A 14,681-nucleotide genomic window follows, 5' to 3' on the forward strand; every position below is an offset into this window, starting at 1 on the left:
AGCGTGTAAATATTATCCTAAAGGGACCGAAAAAGTAACTTCATCTGGCGGCAGGCATTTTTGATCGTTACAGGTCATGAATTCAAGTTTGCCGGCAACCGTTTTGGCCTTTGCCGATTTTAGCTTAAATTTTTGCTGAAAGATCACCGAGTTTTCAAAATAACCTACATTCATTCCAAATACCTTTTCAAACTTGCTGATTGGTTTCGGCTCAATGGTTTTGCCTATTGCCATATAATCTTTAGACGGGGTGAAGGTAAACGTGGTTTTAACAGGGCCGCCATCCTTTACGTTTTGCGAATAAATATGCCAGCCGTTATCTACGCTAGCTTTTAAAAAAACGGTGGCTTCTGTGGCACTCGTTTTCTTGGCAACGTATGACCATCTAACATGCGATTCTACCTGTGCATGTGCAGCTACGGTAACTATCAGGGCGGTTATCACTAAAAATAATTTTTTCATACTAGTCTTTTAAAAATACTAACTCTTTTAAACTAAAGTGTTTTTGGCCATCGGCGTGGTCAATAATTAATAAACCGTTATCTGTAACGCCCCTTATGGTGCCTGTAAAAACCTCACCGTTCGACTCATATCGCTTAGCTTCGTTTAAGCGGTATAGTCGGCTTAAGTAAGTATTCCTTACAAAATCTACGCTACCGGCCTTTAAACTTAGATAATAGCGTTCTATATGATTGCAAATTTCGGCTAATAAATTTTTTAATTCATAATCCTTATGCAATATCTGAGTTACGGATGTTGCATTGCCGGCCGTATCCGGGAAGTTGTTTTGATTAACATTTAATCCAATGCCCACAACCGAGTTTTTGATCTGGCTGCCCTGCAATATGTTTTCTATCAGCATACCACCCAGCTTTTTATCACCGTAGTAAATATCGTTAGGCCATTTTATGCTTAGTTGGTTGCCTAACAGGGGCGACAGCGCGTCGTAGACACCTAAACTTGCAACTCTTGTAACATCGAACTGCATCCGGGCGTCTACAAAATTAGGTTTTAACAATATGCTGAAAGTTAAATTTTTACCGGGCTCTGCATACCATACATTTTCACGCTGCCCACGGCCTGCAAACTGGTCTTCTGCCATAATGACCGTTCCTTCGGGTACTGGCTTGGAATTTGACAAGATATTTTTAAGGAAATTGTTGGTAGAGTCAACTTCTTTAAGTGACACTAAATTTTGTCCGACGAATAATCCTGAAAATATGTTATTTTGCAACGTATAATAATTTTTAACTCAAAATCGTTCAAAACTAATTCTTTTTGATGGTAAAAAGCAAAGTGTTAAATGAATCCGCTTACATTTCTGAACTGGCCATACATGGCATGCAGGAAAAAAAGGGGAACGATCTGGTAAGGCTTGACCTTCGTAGCGTAAATAGTTCTGTGGCCGATTATTTTGTGATATGCCACGCCGATTCTGCCACGCAGGTTAAGGCAATTGCCAACAGTGTAGAAGAAGAGATTTATAAAGCAATGCAGCAGGACCCCTGGAGAAAAGAAGGGCTTGAACATGGCGAATGGATACTACTGGATTATATAGATGTAGTGATACACATCTTCAGAACAGATAAACGCGAGTTTTACGGTGTTGAAGACCTATGGGGTGATGCTGAAATAAAAAGTTATAAAAGCGCTTAATTGCTCAATTATATACCCCTTTAATTAAATATTGATTAGTTGAGCTTGTAAAAATGGAAATCAAAGATAAAAAGTCCGATCAGAAACCGACCCGGAAAATTCCGAATAAAAAATTAACCCCCAAACCGCCTAAGTTTAATTTGATGTGGCTTTATGCCATAGCCATTATTGGTTTATTGGTAGTGCCTACGTTTTTAGGAGGCAACAGCGGTAAACAGATCAGCTTCCAGAAATTTAGTAATGACATGCTTAAACAGCATGATGTTGACAAGGTGGTAGCTTACAAAAATGGCGACCTTGTGGTGGCCGAAGTTTATATTAAAAAAGATAGCCTTACCAAGTCGCAATACGCAGATGCCAATAAAAACCAGCGCGGTTTAAGTATGGCTGCAGATGGCCCGCAGTACTTTTTTACTGATGCATCTTACGAGAGCCTGAAGCAATCTATTGCCAATGCAGAGAAAGATCTGCCGGATGCAGCAAAAACCCCTATTCAATATGAGCAGGGAAAAGAAAACCTTTTGAGCAACTGGCTGGTGCAGTGCATTATAATGGCAGTGCTTTTAGTGGGCGTTTGGTTGTTTATTATGCGCCGCATGAGTGGTGGCGCTGGTGGTGGCCCCGGCGGTCAGATTTTCAACATCGGTAAATCAAAAGCGACTTTATTTGATAAAGAGGCCCAGGTATCGGTTACGTTTAATGATGTTGCCGGTTTGGAAGAAGCTAAGCAGGAGGTGATGGAAATTGTAGATTTCCTGAAGAACCCTAAAAAATATACCAACCTGGGTGGTAAGATCCCTAAAGGCGCTTTGCTTGTAGGATCGCCGGGTACGGGTAAAACACTTTTGGCCAAAGCCGTTGCAGGCGAGGCGCAGGTGCCTTTCTTTTCGCTTTCCGGATCTGACTTTGTGGAAATGTTTGTGGGTGTGGGTGCATCACGTGTACGCGATTTGTTCCGCCAGGCTAAGGATAAAGCTCCATGTATCATTTTTATTGATGAAATTGATGCTATTGGCCGTGCACGTGGCAAAAATAATATTGTAGGCGGTAACGATGAGCGCGAGAATACGTTGAACCAGTTATTGGTTGAAATGGATGGTTTTGGTACTGATAGCGGTATTATCATCCTTGCAGCGACTAATCGCCCTGATGTACTGGACAGCGCTCTAATGCGCCCGGGACGTTTTGACAGGCAGGTATCTATCGATAAACCGGACCTTATTGGCCGCGAGCAGATCTTTAAGGTACACTTAAAACCGGTTAAACTGTCTGACGGCGTTGATGCTAAGAAACTATCTGCACAAACACCGGGCTTTGCCGGTGCTGAAATTGCCAACGTTTGTAATGAAGCCGCTTTGATAGCCGCACGTAAAAACAAAGAGGCGGTTGATATGCAGGATTTTCAGGATGCTATTGACCGTGTGATTGGTGGTTTGGAGAAAAAGAACAAGATCATATCACCGGAAGAGAAGCGGATTGTGGCTTATCATGAGGCAGGCCACGCAATTGCAGGCTGGTTTTTAGAGCATGCCGATCCGTTAGTAAAGGTATCCATTGTTCCACGCGGTGTAGCTGCGCTGGGGTATGCTCAATACCTGCCAAAAGAACAGTTTTTATACACTACCGAGCAATTGCTTGACGGTATGTGCATGACTTTAGGCGGCCGTGTTGCAGAAGACATTACATTTGGTAAAATTTCTACAGGTGCACAAAACGACCTTGAACGTATTACCAAACTTGCCTACGCCATGGTAACCATTTATGGTATGAATGAGAAAGTGGGTAACGTATCCTTTAACGATCCGCAAGGCGAGCACCAGTTTAACCGCCCATATTCAGAAAAAACATCTGAGTTAATAGACAACGAAGTACGTAACCAGATAGCCGAGGTTTATGAGCGTACCAAACAGTTGCTTATTGATAAACGCGAAGGCCTGGAGAAACTGGCCAATAAACTTATCGAGAAAGAAATCCTATTCCAATCAGACCTGGAAGAACTATTGGGCAAGCGCCCGTTTGATAACCGCACCACTTACGATGAGTTTGTAAATGGAGAGGGCGAGTCAAACCAGGACCCGGTAGCGCAAAACCTGGTACATGAAGGTGTTAACGATCATTCGGGTACATTTTCAAGGAACCCCGGCGACACCGAGGCTGCGGCTAACGATTAATAAATAGTGTTGAGTTTTGAGTTGTGCATTAAGGCCGAGTACTTAGAATGCACAGCTCAAAACTTTTTACTTTTTAAAGTATGAAGGATATCACTACATCTAAAGAAAAACTCTTAAAAAAAGTGCGAAAGGCTCTTTTAGAAAAGCGTGATAATCCCTATCCTAACTTAGAAGACTTACCGCTGTATCCTCCAGTTGATGAAATGCTGGAAGTTGTTTTTGCCGAGCATTTTACCGCGGTGAGCGGCCAGTTTGTATTTTGTGAGGACGAAGTGCAATTTATTGAAAACCTGCTTGAACTTGCAGAAGAACGCAAATGGCACAAAATATACTGTTGGGAACCGCCTCTGCAACAAATTCTGAACACTTACGAATATCCATTTTTTGAAACCGATAAAGACTTGGAACAGGCTGACGTTGGCTTTACTCTTTGCGAAGCCTTAATAGCGCGCAATGGCAGTATAATGTTGTCAAACGCCAACGCCGCTGGCCGCAGGTTGAGCATTTACCCACCTGTACACATTGTGCTTGCCTACACCTCGCAGCTGGTACTTGATCTAAAAGACGGCTTTAAGAATTTAAAGCAAAAGTATGGTAATAACCTACCATCGATGATCACCAATATTACCGGGCCAAGCCGGACAGCAGATATCGAAAAAACACTGGTACTCGGTGCCCATGGCCCAAAAGAACTGTTTGTATTCCTGCTGGACGGGTAAATAAACTGCTGTGATTACGAATGACAGACAGAAATCCTGTTATCTAAATCACTTGGTCTGATGCATCAAGATCCCTCGTCGCTGTGATTCCCTCGGAATGACAGAATTGTTAAATCATTGTCTATATTAACCGCAAATCTTCCAGCTTGCTTTCTTCCAAAACTGTCCTTACGCTTAATTTACTTTTATATCCCCACTTAATCAACCGGATGAATCCCGCTTCAACCTCAATCCCTGTAATATCGCCATCATTAAAACAGCAACATCCACTGTTAAAATAGGTATCCAGATAGCCGTTAAAGTCTGGTTGGTTGTTTGCTTTTAAGTGCAGGCCTGTTATTTGCTTTTCCAATTTTAAGATTGCCTCTGCATTTTTATTCTTTTTCGCCAGTTCCAAATCATTGTACAATCCTTCTAATTGTGTCATCGAGCGGAAAACGGGCTGATGGGTATGGCCGGTTATCAGCACCATATCTTTTTGCTTGCTGCTCCACTCATACATGATTCGGTTATGATCGGTTTTCAGCTGATTATTGTATGCAGGCGTGTTAGGGTTTATACGCAGATAAGCCTGTAAGGCTCCCCAAACGTTGCTAACAAACCATTTGCTAAACCAATTGCCGTCGCTCTGCAGGTCTCCCTGGTGGCCATGGGTCATGAATATCCCGAAAGGCTTTCCATTCACCATGGTTTGCAAAATTGCCCCTTCGTAAATGGGGATAGCCTTACCATAAATCTGCAGCAGGCTTACCGTTGCCAGCGGGTCGTTGCCCCAGTAAAGGTCGTGGTTGCCAAAGATCTTTACGAAGCGGTCTTTCTCGATAAACAGTTTCTCTTTTTCGAATGTGGCTTTGTTATGGCGTTTAACCGTTACAAAAAGGTTTTCCCAAAGTTCTTCACTGTCGCCCAGGTTAATGTATATGAATTGCTGCTGATTATAGTAATCTAAAGCTGCCAGATAGTTGTTTGCCGATCTGGCAAATATATCTCCACCGTCACGGGCACCTTTATGCTGATCAGAAAGAATAATGAATTTATCTGTTTCGGCATTAAAAGGGATCACCAGGCCTTTTTTGCCTGGATTATCAATAATGCTTTTATACAATGCGCTCAATGCTTTATTGACCCGGGCTTTATCAGGCCTGGACGAATACCGGTCGGCCAATCGTGAAACAGGTTTGTAGAGCAGACGTTGCAAAAATTTGCGCATTGCTGGTTAACATGCAGCAGTCAATTTTGTTGTTTGCGGCTTAAATTGTTTTGGTTTGGTGCACTATAAAACAATCTTATTAACTTGCAATTTGCTAATTATATTAGCAAATTTGTTTTATGGCACATGAGGAAAATGCAGAATTTTTTAAAGGGAGGGGCGCACAGGTTAATACCCACAACAAGTTTTTAAAGCACAAATATGTGCAGGAGCATATTGAAGGGTTAGATGAGCAGCTCCTGGAGAACACGCACACCCAACTTTTTACAGAAAACCCTAAGAAAATTGTAAGCGAATCTAACAGCCCGGACCTTAGCCATTTCCACTCCATAAACCCTTATCAGGGTTGTGAGCATGGCTGTATTTACTGCTATGCCCGCAACAGCCACGAGTATTACGGTTTTAGCGCCGGGCTGGATTTTGAACGCAAGATCATTGTTAAACGCAACGCGCCGGAGTTGTTAGAAAAATACTTTAATAAACGCGGCTACCAGCCCATCCCCATTGTACTATCCGGCAATACGGATTGCTACCAGCCTATTGAACGCAAACTAAAGATAACCCGAAGCCTCCTGCAAATATTCTTGAAATACAAACATCCGGTTAGCATTATCACCAAGAACAACGTTGTGCTGCGCGATGCAGATATCTTGAGCGAACTCGCGGCGATGAAGCTGGCACATGTAAATGTTTCTATTACCACACTTAACGAGTCGCTCAGGCAAAAGCTGGAGCCGCGTACGGTTACCGGTATGAGCCGGTTAGGTGTAATTCAAAAACTGTCAGAAAAAAGCATTCCCTGCAGGGTAATGGTGGCTCCTATCATACCCGGGTTAAACAGTAACGAAATTCCGGATATTATTAAAGCCGCGGCCGATCGCGGGGCAGTATCTGCGGGGTTTACTATTGTACGATTGAACGGCAGTATCGCTGAGATCTTTACCGACTGGATCTATAAGGCTTATCCAGATCGTGCCGAAAAGGTGCTCAATATGATCAAAGCTTGCCATGACGGCAACTTAAACGACAGTGATTTTGGCCGTCGAATGAGCGGCGACGGGCATGTGGCCAATTCTATCCATCAGCTATACAAAATGGCTTGTGTACGCTTCCTCTCAGGCCGCGAAATGCCGGGATATGACCTGAGCTTATTTACGCCAAAGGGTGGGAAACAAACGAGTATGTTTTGATAAATTTAAGCGCCGAATCGGGTGCCGGGTGTTCACGTTCACGGCCGTGAACGCTTATGATTTTATTTAAATTATTGGAAAACAGCAACTTCCTGTTTTCTTAACTGACATTACAGCGCCACCAATTCTAAAAGTTAAATTGCGTAGCGATGCATTGAGTGGGCATTTGCTAAGCAGCTCAATTACATCCTCAACCTTAATGAAACAGACCTGCCCAGGGCCTGTACAAAATTGGGATCTAGTGTTCCGGCTCCGTCTTTTTGTATCCAGACGGTTTTTTCTTTGATCAGCTGCAGTTTTTCACCGTTTAGCAGCAATTCGAGTTCAACTGTATTCTGATTGATCAGGTTGCTGTTTATGATCTGGTAAACGTAATCCTGATCGTTAAATGTAATGCGTAGTGGTAATCCCATGGCTCAAATCTCTTCGGTTGTAAAGATAAGCCTTAACGCGGCTTGCCGAATTTTATTTGAAAAAATAGATCATGATTGTTTTCGAAAATCCTTTTGAACCGTTCTACACTTTCCATTGAGCCTGTGGAGCCATCTACAAATTAGGTATCCGACAAGCTCAAACTGACACGCTTTTATTGTCACGGGCATAGCAGGGCTAAATACAAAAAGGCCCCGTAAACGGAGCCTTTAAATATAAGTTTATGAGGGTGGTTCTTTTAATTAAGCCTGCTCTTCTTCTAAAGCCATTTGCTCATCAACCAGGATACGTCCGCAATGCTCGCAAACGATGATCTTTTTGCGCTGACGGATATCTGACTGGCGTTGTGGCGGGATCTGGTTAAAGCAACCAGAACATGAATCGCGCTGGATAGTAACTACTGCCAGGCCGTTTTTAGCGTTTTTGCGCAAACGGTTGTAGGCAATCAGCAAACGCTCATCAATACCACCTGTAGATTTCTCTGCTTGCGATGTTAATTCGTTCTCTTCTTTTTCAGTTTCGGCAGTAATAGTACCTAATTCATCCTTCTTAGCGTCAAGGTCGCTACGGCGTGCTTCCAAATCGGCAAGGGCTTTTTCGTAAATAGTGGTTTTTGATGCAATCTCAAAACCAAACTCACGGATCTTTTTCTCACTTACCTGAATATCCAGTCCTTGTATCTCAATCTCTTTAGAGATCGCATCATACTCACGGTTATTTTTAACTTCGTTAAGCTGAGTTTCGTATTTTTTAGTGTTCGACTGTGCTTCTTTGATCAGATTTTTGCGGGTAACAATCTCATCTTCCAGGTCGTCCAGTTCATTTTTTATCTTTTGTATACGGGTCTCTAATCCGGCAACATCATCTTCCAGATCGGCAACTTCCATAGGCAGTTCACCTCTTACCTGGCGTATTTTATCAATTTTTGTGTGGATAAGCTGCAGGTCGTATAAAGCTTTAAGCTTTTGTTCTATGGTTTGTTCCATTAAATAAAATATTTGACGGGGTTTGTATTGACTTTTGTTAAACGGATGGCAAAGTTAACAAATTTATTTTGAATTAATTCATACAATAATTGCTGCGTAAATTGCTCACTTTCAAAATGTCCAATGTCGGCAATCAGTATTTTTCCTTCGGCGTCAAAAAACTCATGATATTTGTAATCGGCAGTAACAAAAATGTCTGCCCCGGCAGCAATTGCGTGTTTCAGTAAAAACCCGCCAGAGCCGCCGCAAACAGCAACCTTGCGTACCTGCTTCCCTGTAAAAGCGGTGTGCCGTATTACTTCGGCATGCATATTTTGCTTTACTTCCCGCAAAAATTCTTCCTCTGTAACTGCAATTTCCAAATCGCCTATCATACCGCTGCCAACTTGCTGGTGCTGATTGGTCAAATTAAACAGATCATAGGCAACTTCTTCATATGGGTGTGCTAATACAAGCGCCATCAATATCTTGCTTTCCAGGTTTGCCGGGTAAACTGTTTCTATCCGCACTTCATCTTCATGATGCCGGATGCCTGGTTCGCCTACGTAAGGGTCGCTGCCCTCGCCTGCTTTGAAGGTGCCCGTTCCCTGCGCGTTAAAGCTGCATTCACTATAGTCGCCAATATGGCCTGCCCCTGCATGAAAAAGCGCGTTTCGCACCTGATCGGCCTGCGCGGTGGGTACGTATGTTACAAGTTTTTTAAGCATCCCCTGCTTAGGTGCCAGCACCCTAAAGTTTACTAGCCCCAGCGTTTCACAAATCCTTGCGTTTACCCCGGTCATCACATTATCCAGATTGGTATGGATGGCATACAGGGCAATATTATTGCGAATAGCTTTTTCAACAACCCGCTCTACATACGTTTTGCTATTAAAGTTTTTAATCCCTTTAAATACAATGGGATGGTGCGATATGATCACATCACAGCCGGTGGCAATCGCTTCGTCGACTACCGCTTCGGTACAATCGAGCGAGATCAGCGCCTGGTTAACTTCCTGATCGGGCCGGCCAACAATCAGTCCGCTGTTATCGTAATCTTCCTGGTAGGCTAATGGTGCCAGGCTTTCCAGGTAATTGGTTAGCTGTGCTAATTTCATATAACCCGAAGATAGCACACGATTAAAAGATTAAAGGACAAGAAGGGATTTTTATTTCTAATCACCCCCTGCCCCCTCTCTGCTGCGCAAAGAGGGAGCATTTTTCTTTTATCTCGTTTCACCCTCTTCCCGCTTGCGGACAGAGGGTCGACCGGGCGGAGCCCTGGTCGGGGTGAGTTGCCTGCAGCTTAAATACACAAAGATCAAAACAACCGGTAATATTTTCTTTGGGCCAGGTTAATGGCATAACCTCCCAACGCTTACCTCGCTTTGATCTTTGTTTAACATTTAGCCTTCGGCTAAACTTTTAGGCGACTGTGGCTTTTTGCCTTTGCCGCTTTAAGGTCATTTATGAGGATATTCATCAATTCTTTATCGAAGCGTGATGTTAGTTTGCTGGTGTTAGTTTTGCCTGGCGTTTTCATGTTAATAATAGTGATAGGGTTTAGGAAATATTGTGATAAGGTTTAGGTGTTATTAATACATGCCCATTTTAGCTATCTGGAAGCTTTCAAAGGCCATCTTTTTATTATATTCTGTAGCAATTGACGCGTGGTTGATCAGATCGACAATGGTACCGATAAAGCAAAAGCCGGCAGTAAAAAAGTAAAGTATACCCATCACAATCTGGCCGGTAATAAATCGCTGTAAACCTGCTATGCCAATAAACCCCAGCAACGTAAAGATCATGATATCCTGAGGGCTTTTGCGTTTGCCGCTATAAGCCATAAAAAAACTTTGTTTCTGCACGTCGGTAAGTTCGTTAGTTGCCTGGTGTAAAAATGTCATCTCTTCGGTGGTGATGCCGGGCAGTGACATATAAGGATTGTAAGTTTCCATTTTTGTAAGTTTAGTGTGTGATTGATGATGTAAAACTACTATCAGAAGTAAAAAACGCCAATACAATATAGGCAGTTTAGGCTAAACTCTCGGTAAATGCGCTGCTTTATCCGGCGAAATCGGCAGATTTTTTTCACCGATGCTAGACCCGGCATAATTGACCGAAATATCTAATGACTTTGCCTATGAAGGGGTAATATCGTACCGGTGCTGCAGGAACAGCAGTGTGTAGATCCGGTATAGCAAGGCAAATACTACCGGGATGCCCAGCCAGTGGGTGCGAAAGGATGCTGTGATGTCGCCATGAAAAAAATAGGCTATGGAATGGCCCAGGCCGCAGCCGGGGCACCATTTAAAGCCTATCATTTTTAAGGGGCATATACTAAAATGGCCCTTATCTGCCGGGTTTACAAACGCCAGGCAAATAAGGGCCACAATCCAAATGGTTATTTCAGCATATTTGCTAAATACCTTTTTAATCAACCTTATTGCTTTTGGTGGTAAGCAGCAACGAAACTGCAAATGCCTCAATTACACCTACAAGCAGGGCGCCAAAAATACGGCCGCTAAAGCTTTGAAAGCTGGTATCGTTACCAGATACCATAATATTGATGTAAAGGATTGCAGCCGCGCCGGTAGCAATACCCCCAACCAGTAATATTTTAAAGGCCTGGATCAGCGCTTCCAAAAAACCCATTTTTCCATTCAGTTCGCCATTGCGAAATTGCCTTACGCCAAAGTATAACCCTATAAGCGGAATGATAACTGATACATATTCTATTGGAGAAGCCTTGCTATCGCCCAGGTTATAGCCTGTAGAGCGCATCACAAAAAGCCATATGATACTTAAAACGGCTATTAACAGCCCGAAAATTACTGAGTTCTTCATCTGTATAAAGTTTGGTAAAAATGTGTGTCGTCAAAATATCATTTAAAAGTAAACAATAGGGCAAATTGTTTGCTATAATTTCTGATAATTAACCCAGGGATATTAAAAACCCTTTTTTACCTATATTTGCAGCAGTTTGAACATCCGGGATATATTAGAGCGATACAAGGTTGACGAACGGGTAAAGGCATTGGCGAAAGCGCTTAATGCCGGTAAAAATCCAAGGATACAGCTGCGGGGTTTAGTCGGATCGGGTGATGCGGCTATGGCGGCAGCATTGTATTTTTTGCAGCATAAGCACATGATATTTGTGCTGCCCGAGCGTGAAGAGGCCGCTTATTTTCAGGCCGATCTGGAAAGCCTAACCGGCAAGGATGTGCTGCTTTTCCCATCGTCCTACCGCAAGCCATTTGAATTTACCCAGCCCGATAGTGCAAATGTACTGGCCCGTGCCGAGGTTTTAAATGAGCTTAACCACAGTACCGAATACGGCCAGTTGATTGTTACTTATCCCGAGGCCATTGCCGAAAAGGTGATAGACCGCGCGTCGTTAGAAAAAAACACTTTAGAAATATCTGTCAACAATAAGCTAAGCATTGAGTTTATCAGCGAATTTTTGGTAGAGTATGATTTTGACAGGGTTGACTTTGTGTACGAGCCGGGGCAGTTTTCTGTTCGCGGGGGTATAGTAGATATTTTTTCGTTCTCGCACGACCTGCCTTACCGGGTTGAATTTTTTGGCGACTTTATAGAGTCGATCCGTACGTTTGAAATTGAGAGCCAGCTTTCTGTAGAACAGGTAAAGAACATCACCATCGTACCCAACGTACAATCAAAATTCCTTACAGAAAATAATATTTCCCTGCTGGAATACGTGGAGCCCGATACCTGCGTATGGATAAAAGATGTGCAGTTTACGCTGGATATTATCCAAACCGGTCATAAAAAAGCTACACAATTGTGGAAAGCGCTATCTGCCGAGGATAAAAACCAAAACCTTGATTGGATAGATCCTAAATTCAGCTTTACGGATGAAAAGCTGATTGCCGACCAGCTGCGCGATTTTGCCTTAATAGAATTTGGTAAGCAGTTCTTTTACACCGATGCCGTGCAGATCGGATTCGATATGCGCCCGCAACCCTCTTTTAATAAAGATTTCAGCCTGCTGATCCACAACTTTAAAAACAATGAGGCGGAGAAGATCGAAAACTTTATACTGACCGATTCTGCACGCCAGGTTGAGCGGCTTTATGCCATTTTAGAGGACCTGGATAAAACGGTTAAATTTACCCCGGTAAGTATCAGCATCCGCGAAGGGTTTATTGATCGCGAGCAGAAACTGGCCTGCTATACCGATCACCAGATATTTGACCGCTATTACAAATACAAAACCAAAAAGGGATACCAACGCTCGCAGGCCATCACACTGAAAGAACTGCGTGACCTGAAACCCGGCGACTTTATCACCCACATTGACCACGGTATTGGCAAATATGCCGGGTTGGAAAAAGTTGAGGTGAACGGTAAAACACAGGAAATGATCCGCCTGGTATATGCCGATAACGATTTGCTGTACGTAAACATCAACTCGCTTAACCGCATCAGCAAATACAGCGGCAAAGAAGGCACCCAGCCCCGCATGAATAAGCTGGGCACCGATACCTGGGAAAGGCTGAAGAAAACAACAAAAAAAAAAGTTAAGGATATCGCCCGCGACCTGATCAAGCTTTACGCCGTACGTAAGGCGCAAGACGGGAACGCTTTTTCGCCGGATAGCTACCTGCAAACAGAACTGGAGGCGTCGTTCCTTTACGAAGACACCCCCGACCAGGAAAAGGCCACTACCGACTTTAAGAAGGACATGGAATCGCCCCACCCGATGGATCGGTTGATCTGCGGCGACGTAGGCTTCGGTAAAACAGAAATAGCCGTACGTGCGGCCTTTAAAGCTGTTGCAGATAGCAAGCAGGTGGCCATACTGGTACCTACTACTATTTTAGCCGCCCAGCATTATAAAACCTTCAGCGACCGCCTTAAGGGTTTCCCATGCAATATCGATTACGTTAACCGCTTTAAAACCACCAAACAGATCAAGGATACTTTGGCGGGCTTAAAAGACGGAAAGGTAGATATCATCATCGGCACACACCGTTTGGTAAGTAAGGATGTAAAGTTTAAGGACCTGGGGCTGATGATCATTGACGAGGAACAAAAGTTTGGGGTTAGCACAAAAGAGAAGCTTAAACAAATGCGCGCAAATGTGGATACGTTAACGCTGACGGCGACACCTATTCCCCGCACGCTCCATTTTTCGCTGATGGGCGCCAGAGACCTTTCCATCATTTCCACACCGCCGCCAAACAGGCAGCCGGTGGTTACCGAGCTGCATGTATTTAACGATACGCTCATTAAAGAAGCAGTACAGCACGAGATTGAGCGCGACGGGCAGGTATTCTTCATTCACAACCGCGTGGCCGACCTGCCGCAGCTGGGTGGCATGATCCATAAACTGGTGCCAAAGGCCCGTATAGGCATTGCCCACGGGCAATTAGAGGGCGATGCGCTGGAAGATGTGATGCTGAAGTTTGTGAACCACGAGTATGATGTATTGGTAGCAACCACTATTATTGAAGCAGGCCTGGATATCCCCAATGCCAACACCATCATCATCAATCATGCCCACATGTTTGGCCTTAGCGATTTGCACCAGATGCGCGGCCGTGTGGGTCGGAGCAATAAAAAAGCGTACTGCTATCTGCTGAGTCCGCCGTTATCAACCTTAACCAATGAGGCTCGCAAACGCCTGAGTGCCATTGAAGAATTCAGCGACCTGGGCAGTGGTTTTAATGTGGCCATGCGCGATCTGGACATCCGTGGCAGCGGTAACCTGCTGGGTGCCGAGCAAAGCGGTTTTATTGCCGAGATTGGTTTTGACATGTACCACAAGATACTTGACGAGGCAATCCAGGAGTTGAAAGAAGACGAATTTAAGGGCGTATTCCCTGAGGAGAAGCCAAAGCCTTACATTTCGTTCACGCAGATAGATACCGATCAGGAGATCCTGATCCCGGATGAATATGTAACCAGTATTGCTGAGCGCTATAATCTGTATACCGAACTGAGCAAACTGGAAAATGAAACTGAACTGGAGGCTTTTAAGCAACAACTGCATGACCGCTTTGGGCCAATACCTGAGCAGGTGAACGATCTGCTTAATTCTATGCGCCTGCAGTGGCTGGGTAAAGCTATCGGCTTTGAAAAGGTATCATTAAAAAAGAATGTACTGCGTGGATACTTTATCACCAACCAGCAATCCTCTTACTTTGAAACGGATGCCTTTAAAGAAGTGCTCAACTTTGTACAGCGCAACCCAAGGCGCACTAATTTAAAGGAAGTAAAAAATACACTGCGTTTAAGTATAGAGGGTGTAAATTCCATTAACCAGGCTTTAGATTTCTTGAGTGAGATTGCCTGGCAGCCGGTTTAAGTGC

The 14,681-nt window shown here is 43.8% G+C and carries 15 protein-coding genes; 5 read left to right on the forward strand and 10 right to left on the reverse strand.

The window, feature by feature from the left end; genetic code table 11:
* Positions 1 to 12: 12 nt before the first annotated feature.
* Together ACE5CV_RS01900 and ACE5CV_RS01905 are read right to left on the reverse strand one after the other, a co-directional pair.
* Positions 13 to 462, reverse strand: coding sequence for a protein-disulfide reductase DsbD N-terminal domain-containing protein (locus ACE5CV_RS01900; RefSeq protein WP_374948456.1), 450 nt, complete (start codon positions 460 to 462; stop codon positions 13 to 15).
* Position 463: 1 nt separating this feature from the next.
* Positions 464 to 1,189: a biotin--[acetyl-CoA-carboxylase] ligase gene (locus tag ACE5CV_RS01905; protein WP_374948457.1), complete on the reverse strand. Its 726-nt coding sequence runs from the start codon at positions 1,187 to 1,189 to the stop codon at positions 464 to 466.
* A gap of 92 nt (positions 1,190 to 1,281) precedes the next feature.
* On the opposite strand from ACE5CV_RS01905, the gene rsfS reads away from it, so the two are divergent.
* The 3 genes from rsfS to ACE5CV_RS01920 all read left to right on the forward strand — a co-directional run bounded on the left by rsfS (position 1,282) and on the right by ACE5CV_RS01920 (position 4,546).
* The gene (gene rsfS / locus ACE5CV_RS01910; protein WP_374948458.1) at positions 1,282 to 1,656 is read left to right on the forward strand and encodes a ribosome silencing factor; all 375 of its coding nucleotides are present in this window, start codon (positions 1,282 to 1,284) and stop codon (positions 1,654 to 1,656) included.
* A gap of 59 nt (positions 1,657 to 1,715) precedes the next feature.
* A complete protein-coding gene (gene ftsH / locus ACE5CV_RS01915) occupies positions 1,716 to 3,827 on the forward strand; it encodes an ATP-dependent zinc metalloprotease FtsH (RefSeq protein ID WP_374948646.1) in 2,112 nt (703 codons plus the stop codon).
* Positions 3,828 to 3,907: 80 nt separating this feature from the next.
* Positions 3,908 to 4,546 carry a lactate utilization protein C gene (locus ACE5CV_RS01920; RefSeq protein ID WP_374948459.1) on the forward strand — a complete coding sequence of 213 codons (639 nt, stop codon included), beginning with the start codon at positions 3,908 to 3,910 and terminating at the stop codon, positions 4,544 to 4,546.
* Between the two features lie 121 nt (positions 4,547 to 4,667).
* Here ACE5CV_RS01920 and ACE5CV_RS01925 read toward each other — a convergent pair whose 3' ends face one another.
* Positions 4,668 to 5,756, reverse strand: coding sequence for a metallophosphoesterase (locus ACE5CV_RS01925; RefSeq protein WP_374948460.1), 1,089 nt, complete (start codon positions 5,754 to 5,756; stop codon positions 4,668 to 4,670).
* A 119-nt stretch (positions 5,757 to 5,875) separates the two neighbouring features.
* On the opposite strand from ACE5CV_RS01925, the gene ACE5CV_RS01930 reads away from it, so the two are divergent.
* Complete coding sequence (locus tag ACE5CV_RS01930; RefSeq protein ID WP_374948461.1) at positions 5,876 to 6,946, forward strand: PA0069 family radical SAM protein; 1,071 nt, start codon at positions 5,876 to 5,878, stop codon at positions 6,944 to 6,946.
* A gap of 182 nt (positions 6,947 to 7,128) precedes the next feature.
* Here ACE5CV_RS01930 and ACE5CV_RS01935 read toward each other — a convergent pair whose 3' ends face one another.
* The 7 genes from ACE5CV_RS01935 to ACE5CV_RS01965 form a co-directional block, all read right to left on the reverse strand.
* Complete coding sequence (locus tag ACE5CV_RS01935; protein WP_374948462.1) at positions 7,129 to 7,359, reverse strand: hypothetical protein; 231 nt, start codon at positions 7,357 to 7,359, stop codon at positions 7,129 to 7,131.
* Between the two features lie 261 nt (positions 7,360 to 7,620).
* Positions 7,621 to 8,364, reverse strand: a complete 744-nt coding sequence (locus ACE5CV_RS01940) for a zinc ribbon domain-containing protein (RefSeq protein WP_374948463.1) — start codon at positions 8,362 to 8,364, stop codon at positions 7,621 to 7,623.
* Positions 8,364 to 9,461 (reverse strand): Nif3-like dinuclear metal center hexameric protein, encoded by a 1,098-nt coding sequence (locus ACE5CV_RS01945; protein WP_374948464.1) that lies wholly within the window; start codon positions 9,459 to 9,461, stop codon positions 8,364 to 8,366. Before ACE5CV_RS01945 ends, ACE5CV_RS01940 begins: the two co-directional genes overlap by 1 nt.
* A gap of 299 nt (positions 9,462 to 9,760) precedes the next feature.
* Complete coding sequence (locus ACE5CV_RS01950; RefSeq protein WP_374948465.1) at positions 9,761 to 9,886, reverse strand: hypothetical protein; 126 nt, start codon at positions 9,884 to 9,886, stop codon at positions 9,761 to 9,763.
* A gap of 52 nt (positions 9,887 to 9,938) precedes the next feature.
* Positions 9,939 to 10,301 carry a TM2 domain-containing protein gene (locus ACE5CV_RS01955; RefSeq protein ID WP_374948466.1) on the reverse strand — a complete coding sequence of 121 codons (363 nt, stop codon included), beginning with the start codon at positions 10,299 to 10,301 and terminating at the stop codon, positions 9,939 to 9,941.
* Positions 10,302 to 10,484: 183 nt separating this feature from the next.
* Entirely contained in the window at positions 10,485 to 10,784 is a 300-nt protein-coding gene (locus ACE5CV_RS01960) for a DUF2752 domain-containing protein (RefSeq protein ID WP_374948467.1), read from the reverse strand.
* Complete coding sequence (locus tag ACE5CV_RS01965; RefSeq protein WP_374948468.1) at positions 10,777 to 11,190, reverse strand: DUF4199 domain-containing protein; 414 nt, start codon at positions 11,188 to 11,190, stop codon at positions 10,777 to 10,779. The genes ACE5CV_RS01960 and ACE5CV_RS01965 overlap by 8 nt, the downstream gene beginning before the upstream one ends.
* A gap of 136 nt (positions 11,191 to 11,326) precedes the next feature.
* On the opposite strand from ACE5CV_RS01965, the gene mfd reads away from it, so the two are divergent.
* A complete protein-coding gene (mfd, locus tag ACE5CV_RS01970; RefSeq protein ID WP_374948469.1) occupies positions 11,327 to 14,677 on the forward strand; it encodes a transcription-repair coupling factor in 3,351 nt (1,116 codons plus the stop codon).
* The last annotated feature ends 4 nt before the right edge of the window (positions 14,678 to 14,681 follow it).

The sequence above is a fragment of the Mucilaginibacter sp. genome (genome assembly GCF_964263795.1).
Classification (GTDB): domain Bacteria; phylum Bacteroidota; class Bacteroidia; order Sphingobacteriales; family Sphingobacteriaceae; genus Mucilaginibacter.

Coding starts and splice junctions, on each gene's coding strand:
- ACE5CV_RS01955 (WP_374948466.1), bottom strand. CDS start 10,301: ATGGAAACTTACAATCCTTATATGTCACTGCCCGGCATCACCACCGAA.
- ACE5CV_RS01925 (WP_374948460.1), bottom strand. CDS start 5,756: ATGCGCAAATTTTTGCAACGTCTGCTCTACAAACCTGTTTCACGATTG.
- ACE5CV_RS01935 (WP_374948462.1), bottom strand. CDS start 7,359: ATGGGATTACCACTACGCATTACATTTAACGATCAGGATTACGTTTAC.
- ACE5CV_RS01920 (WP_374948459.1), top strand. CDS start 3,908: ATGAAGGATATCACTACATCTAAAGAAAAACTCTTAAAAAAAGTGCGA.
- ACE5CV_RS01940 (WP_374948463.1), bottom strand. CDS start 8,364: ATGGAACAAACCATAGAACAAAAGCTTAAAGCTTTATACGACCTGCAG.
- ACE5CV_RS01950 (WP_374948465.1), bottom strand. CDS start 9,886: ATGAAAACGCCAGGCAAAACTAACACCAGCAAACTAACATCACGCTTC.
- ACE5CV_RS01965 (WP_374948468.1), bottom strand. CDS start 11,190: ATGAAGAACTCAGTAATTTTCGGGCTGTTAATAGCCGTTTTAAGTATC.
- ACE5CV_RS01930 (WP_374948461.1), top strand. CDS start 5,876: ATGGCACATGAGGAAAATGCAGAATTTTTTAAAGGGAGGGGCGCACAG.
- ACE5CV_RS01900 (WP_374948456.1), bottom strand. CDS start 462: ATGAAAAAATTATTTTTAGTGATAACCGCCCTGATAGTTACCGTAGCT.
- rsfS (WP_374948458.1), top strand. CDS start 1,282: ATGGTAAAAAGCAAAGTGTTAAATGAATCCGCTTACATTTCTGAACTG.
- ACE5CV_RS01945 (WP_374948464.1), bottom strand. CDS start 9,461: ATGAAATTAGCACAGCTAACCAATTACCTGGAAAGCCTGGCACCATTA.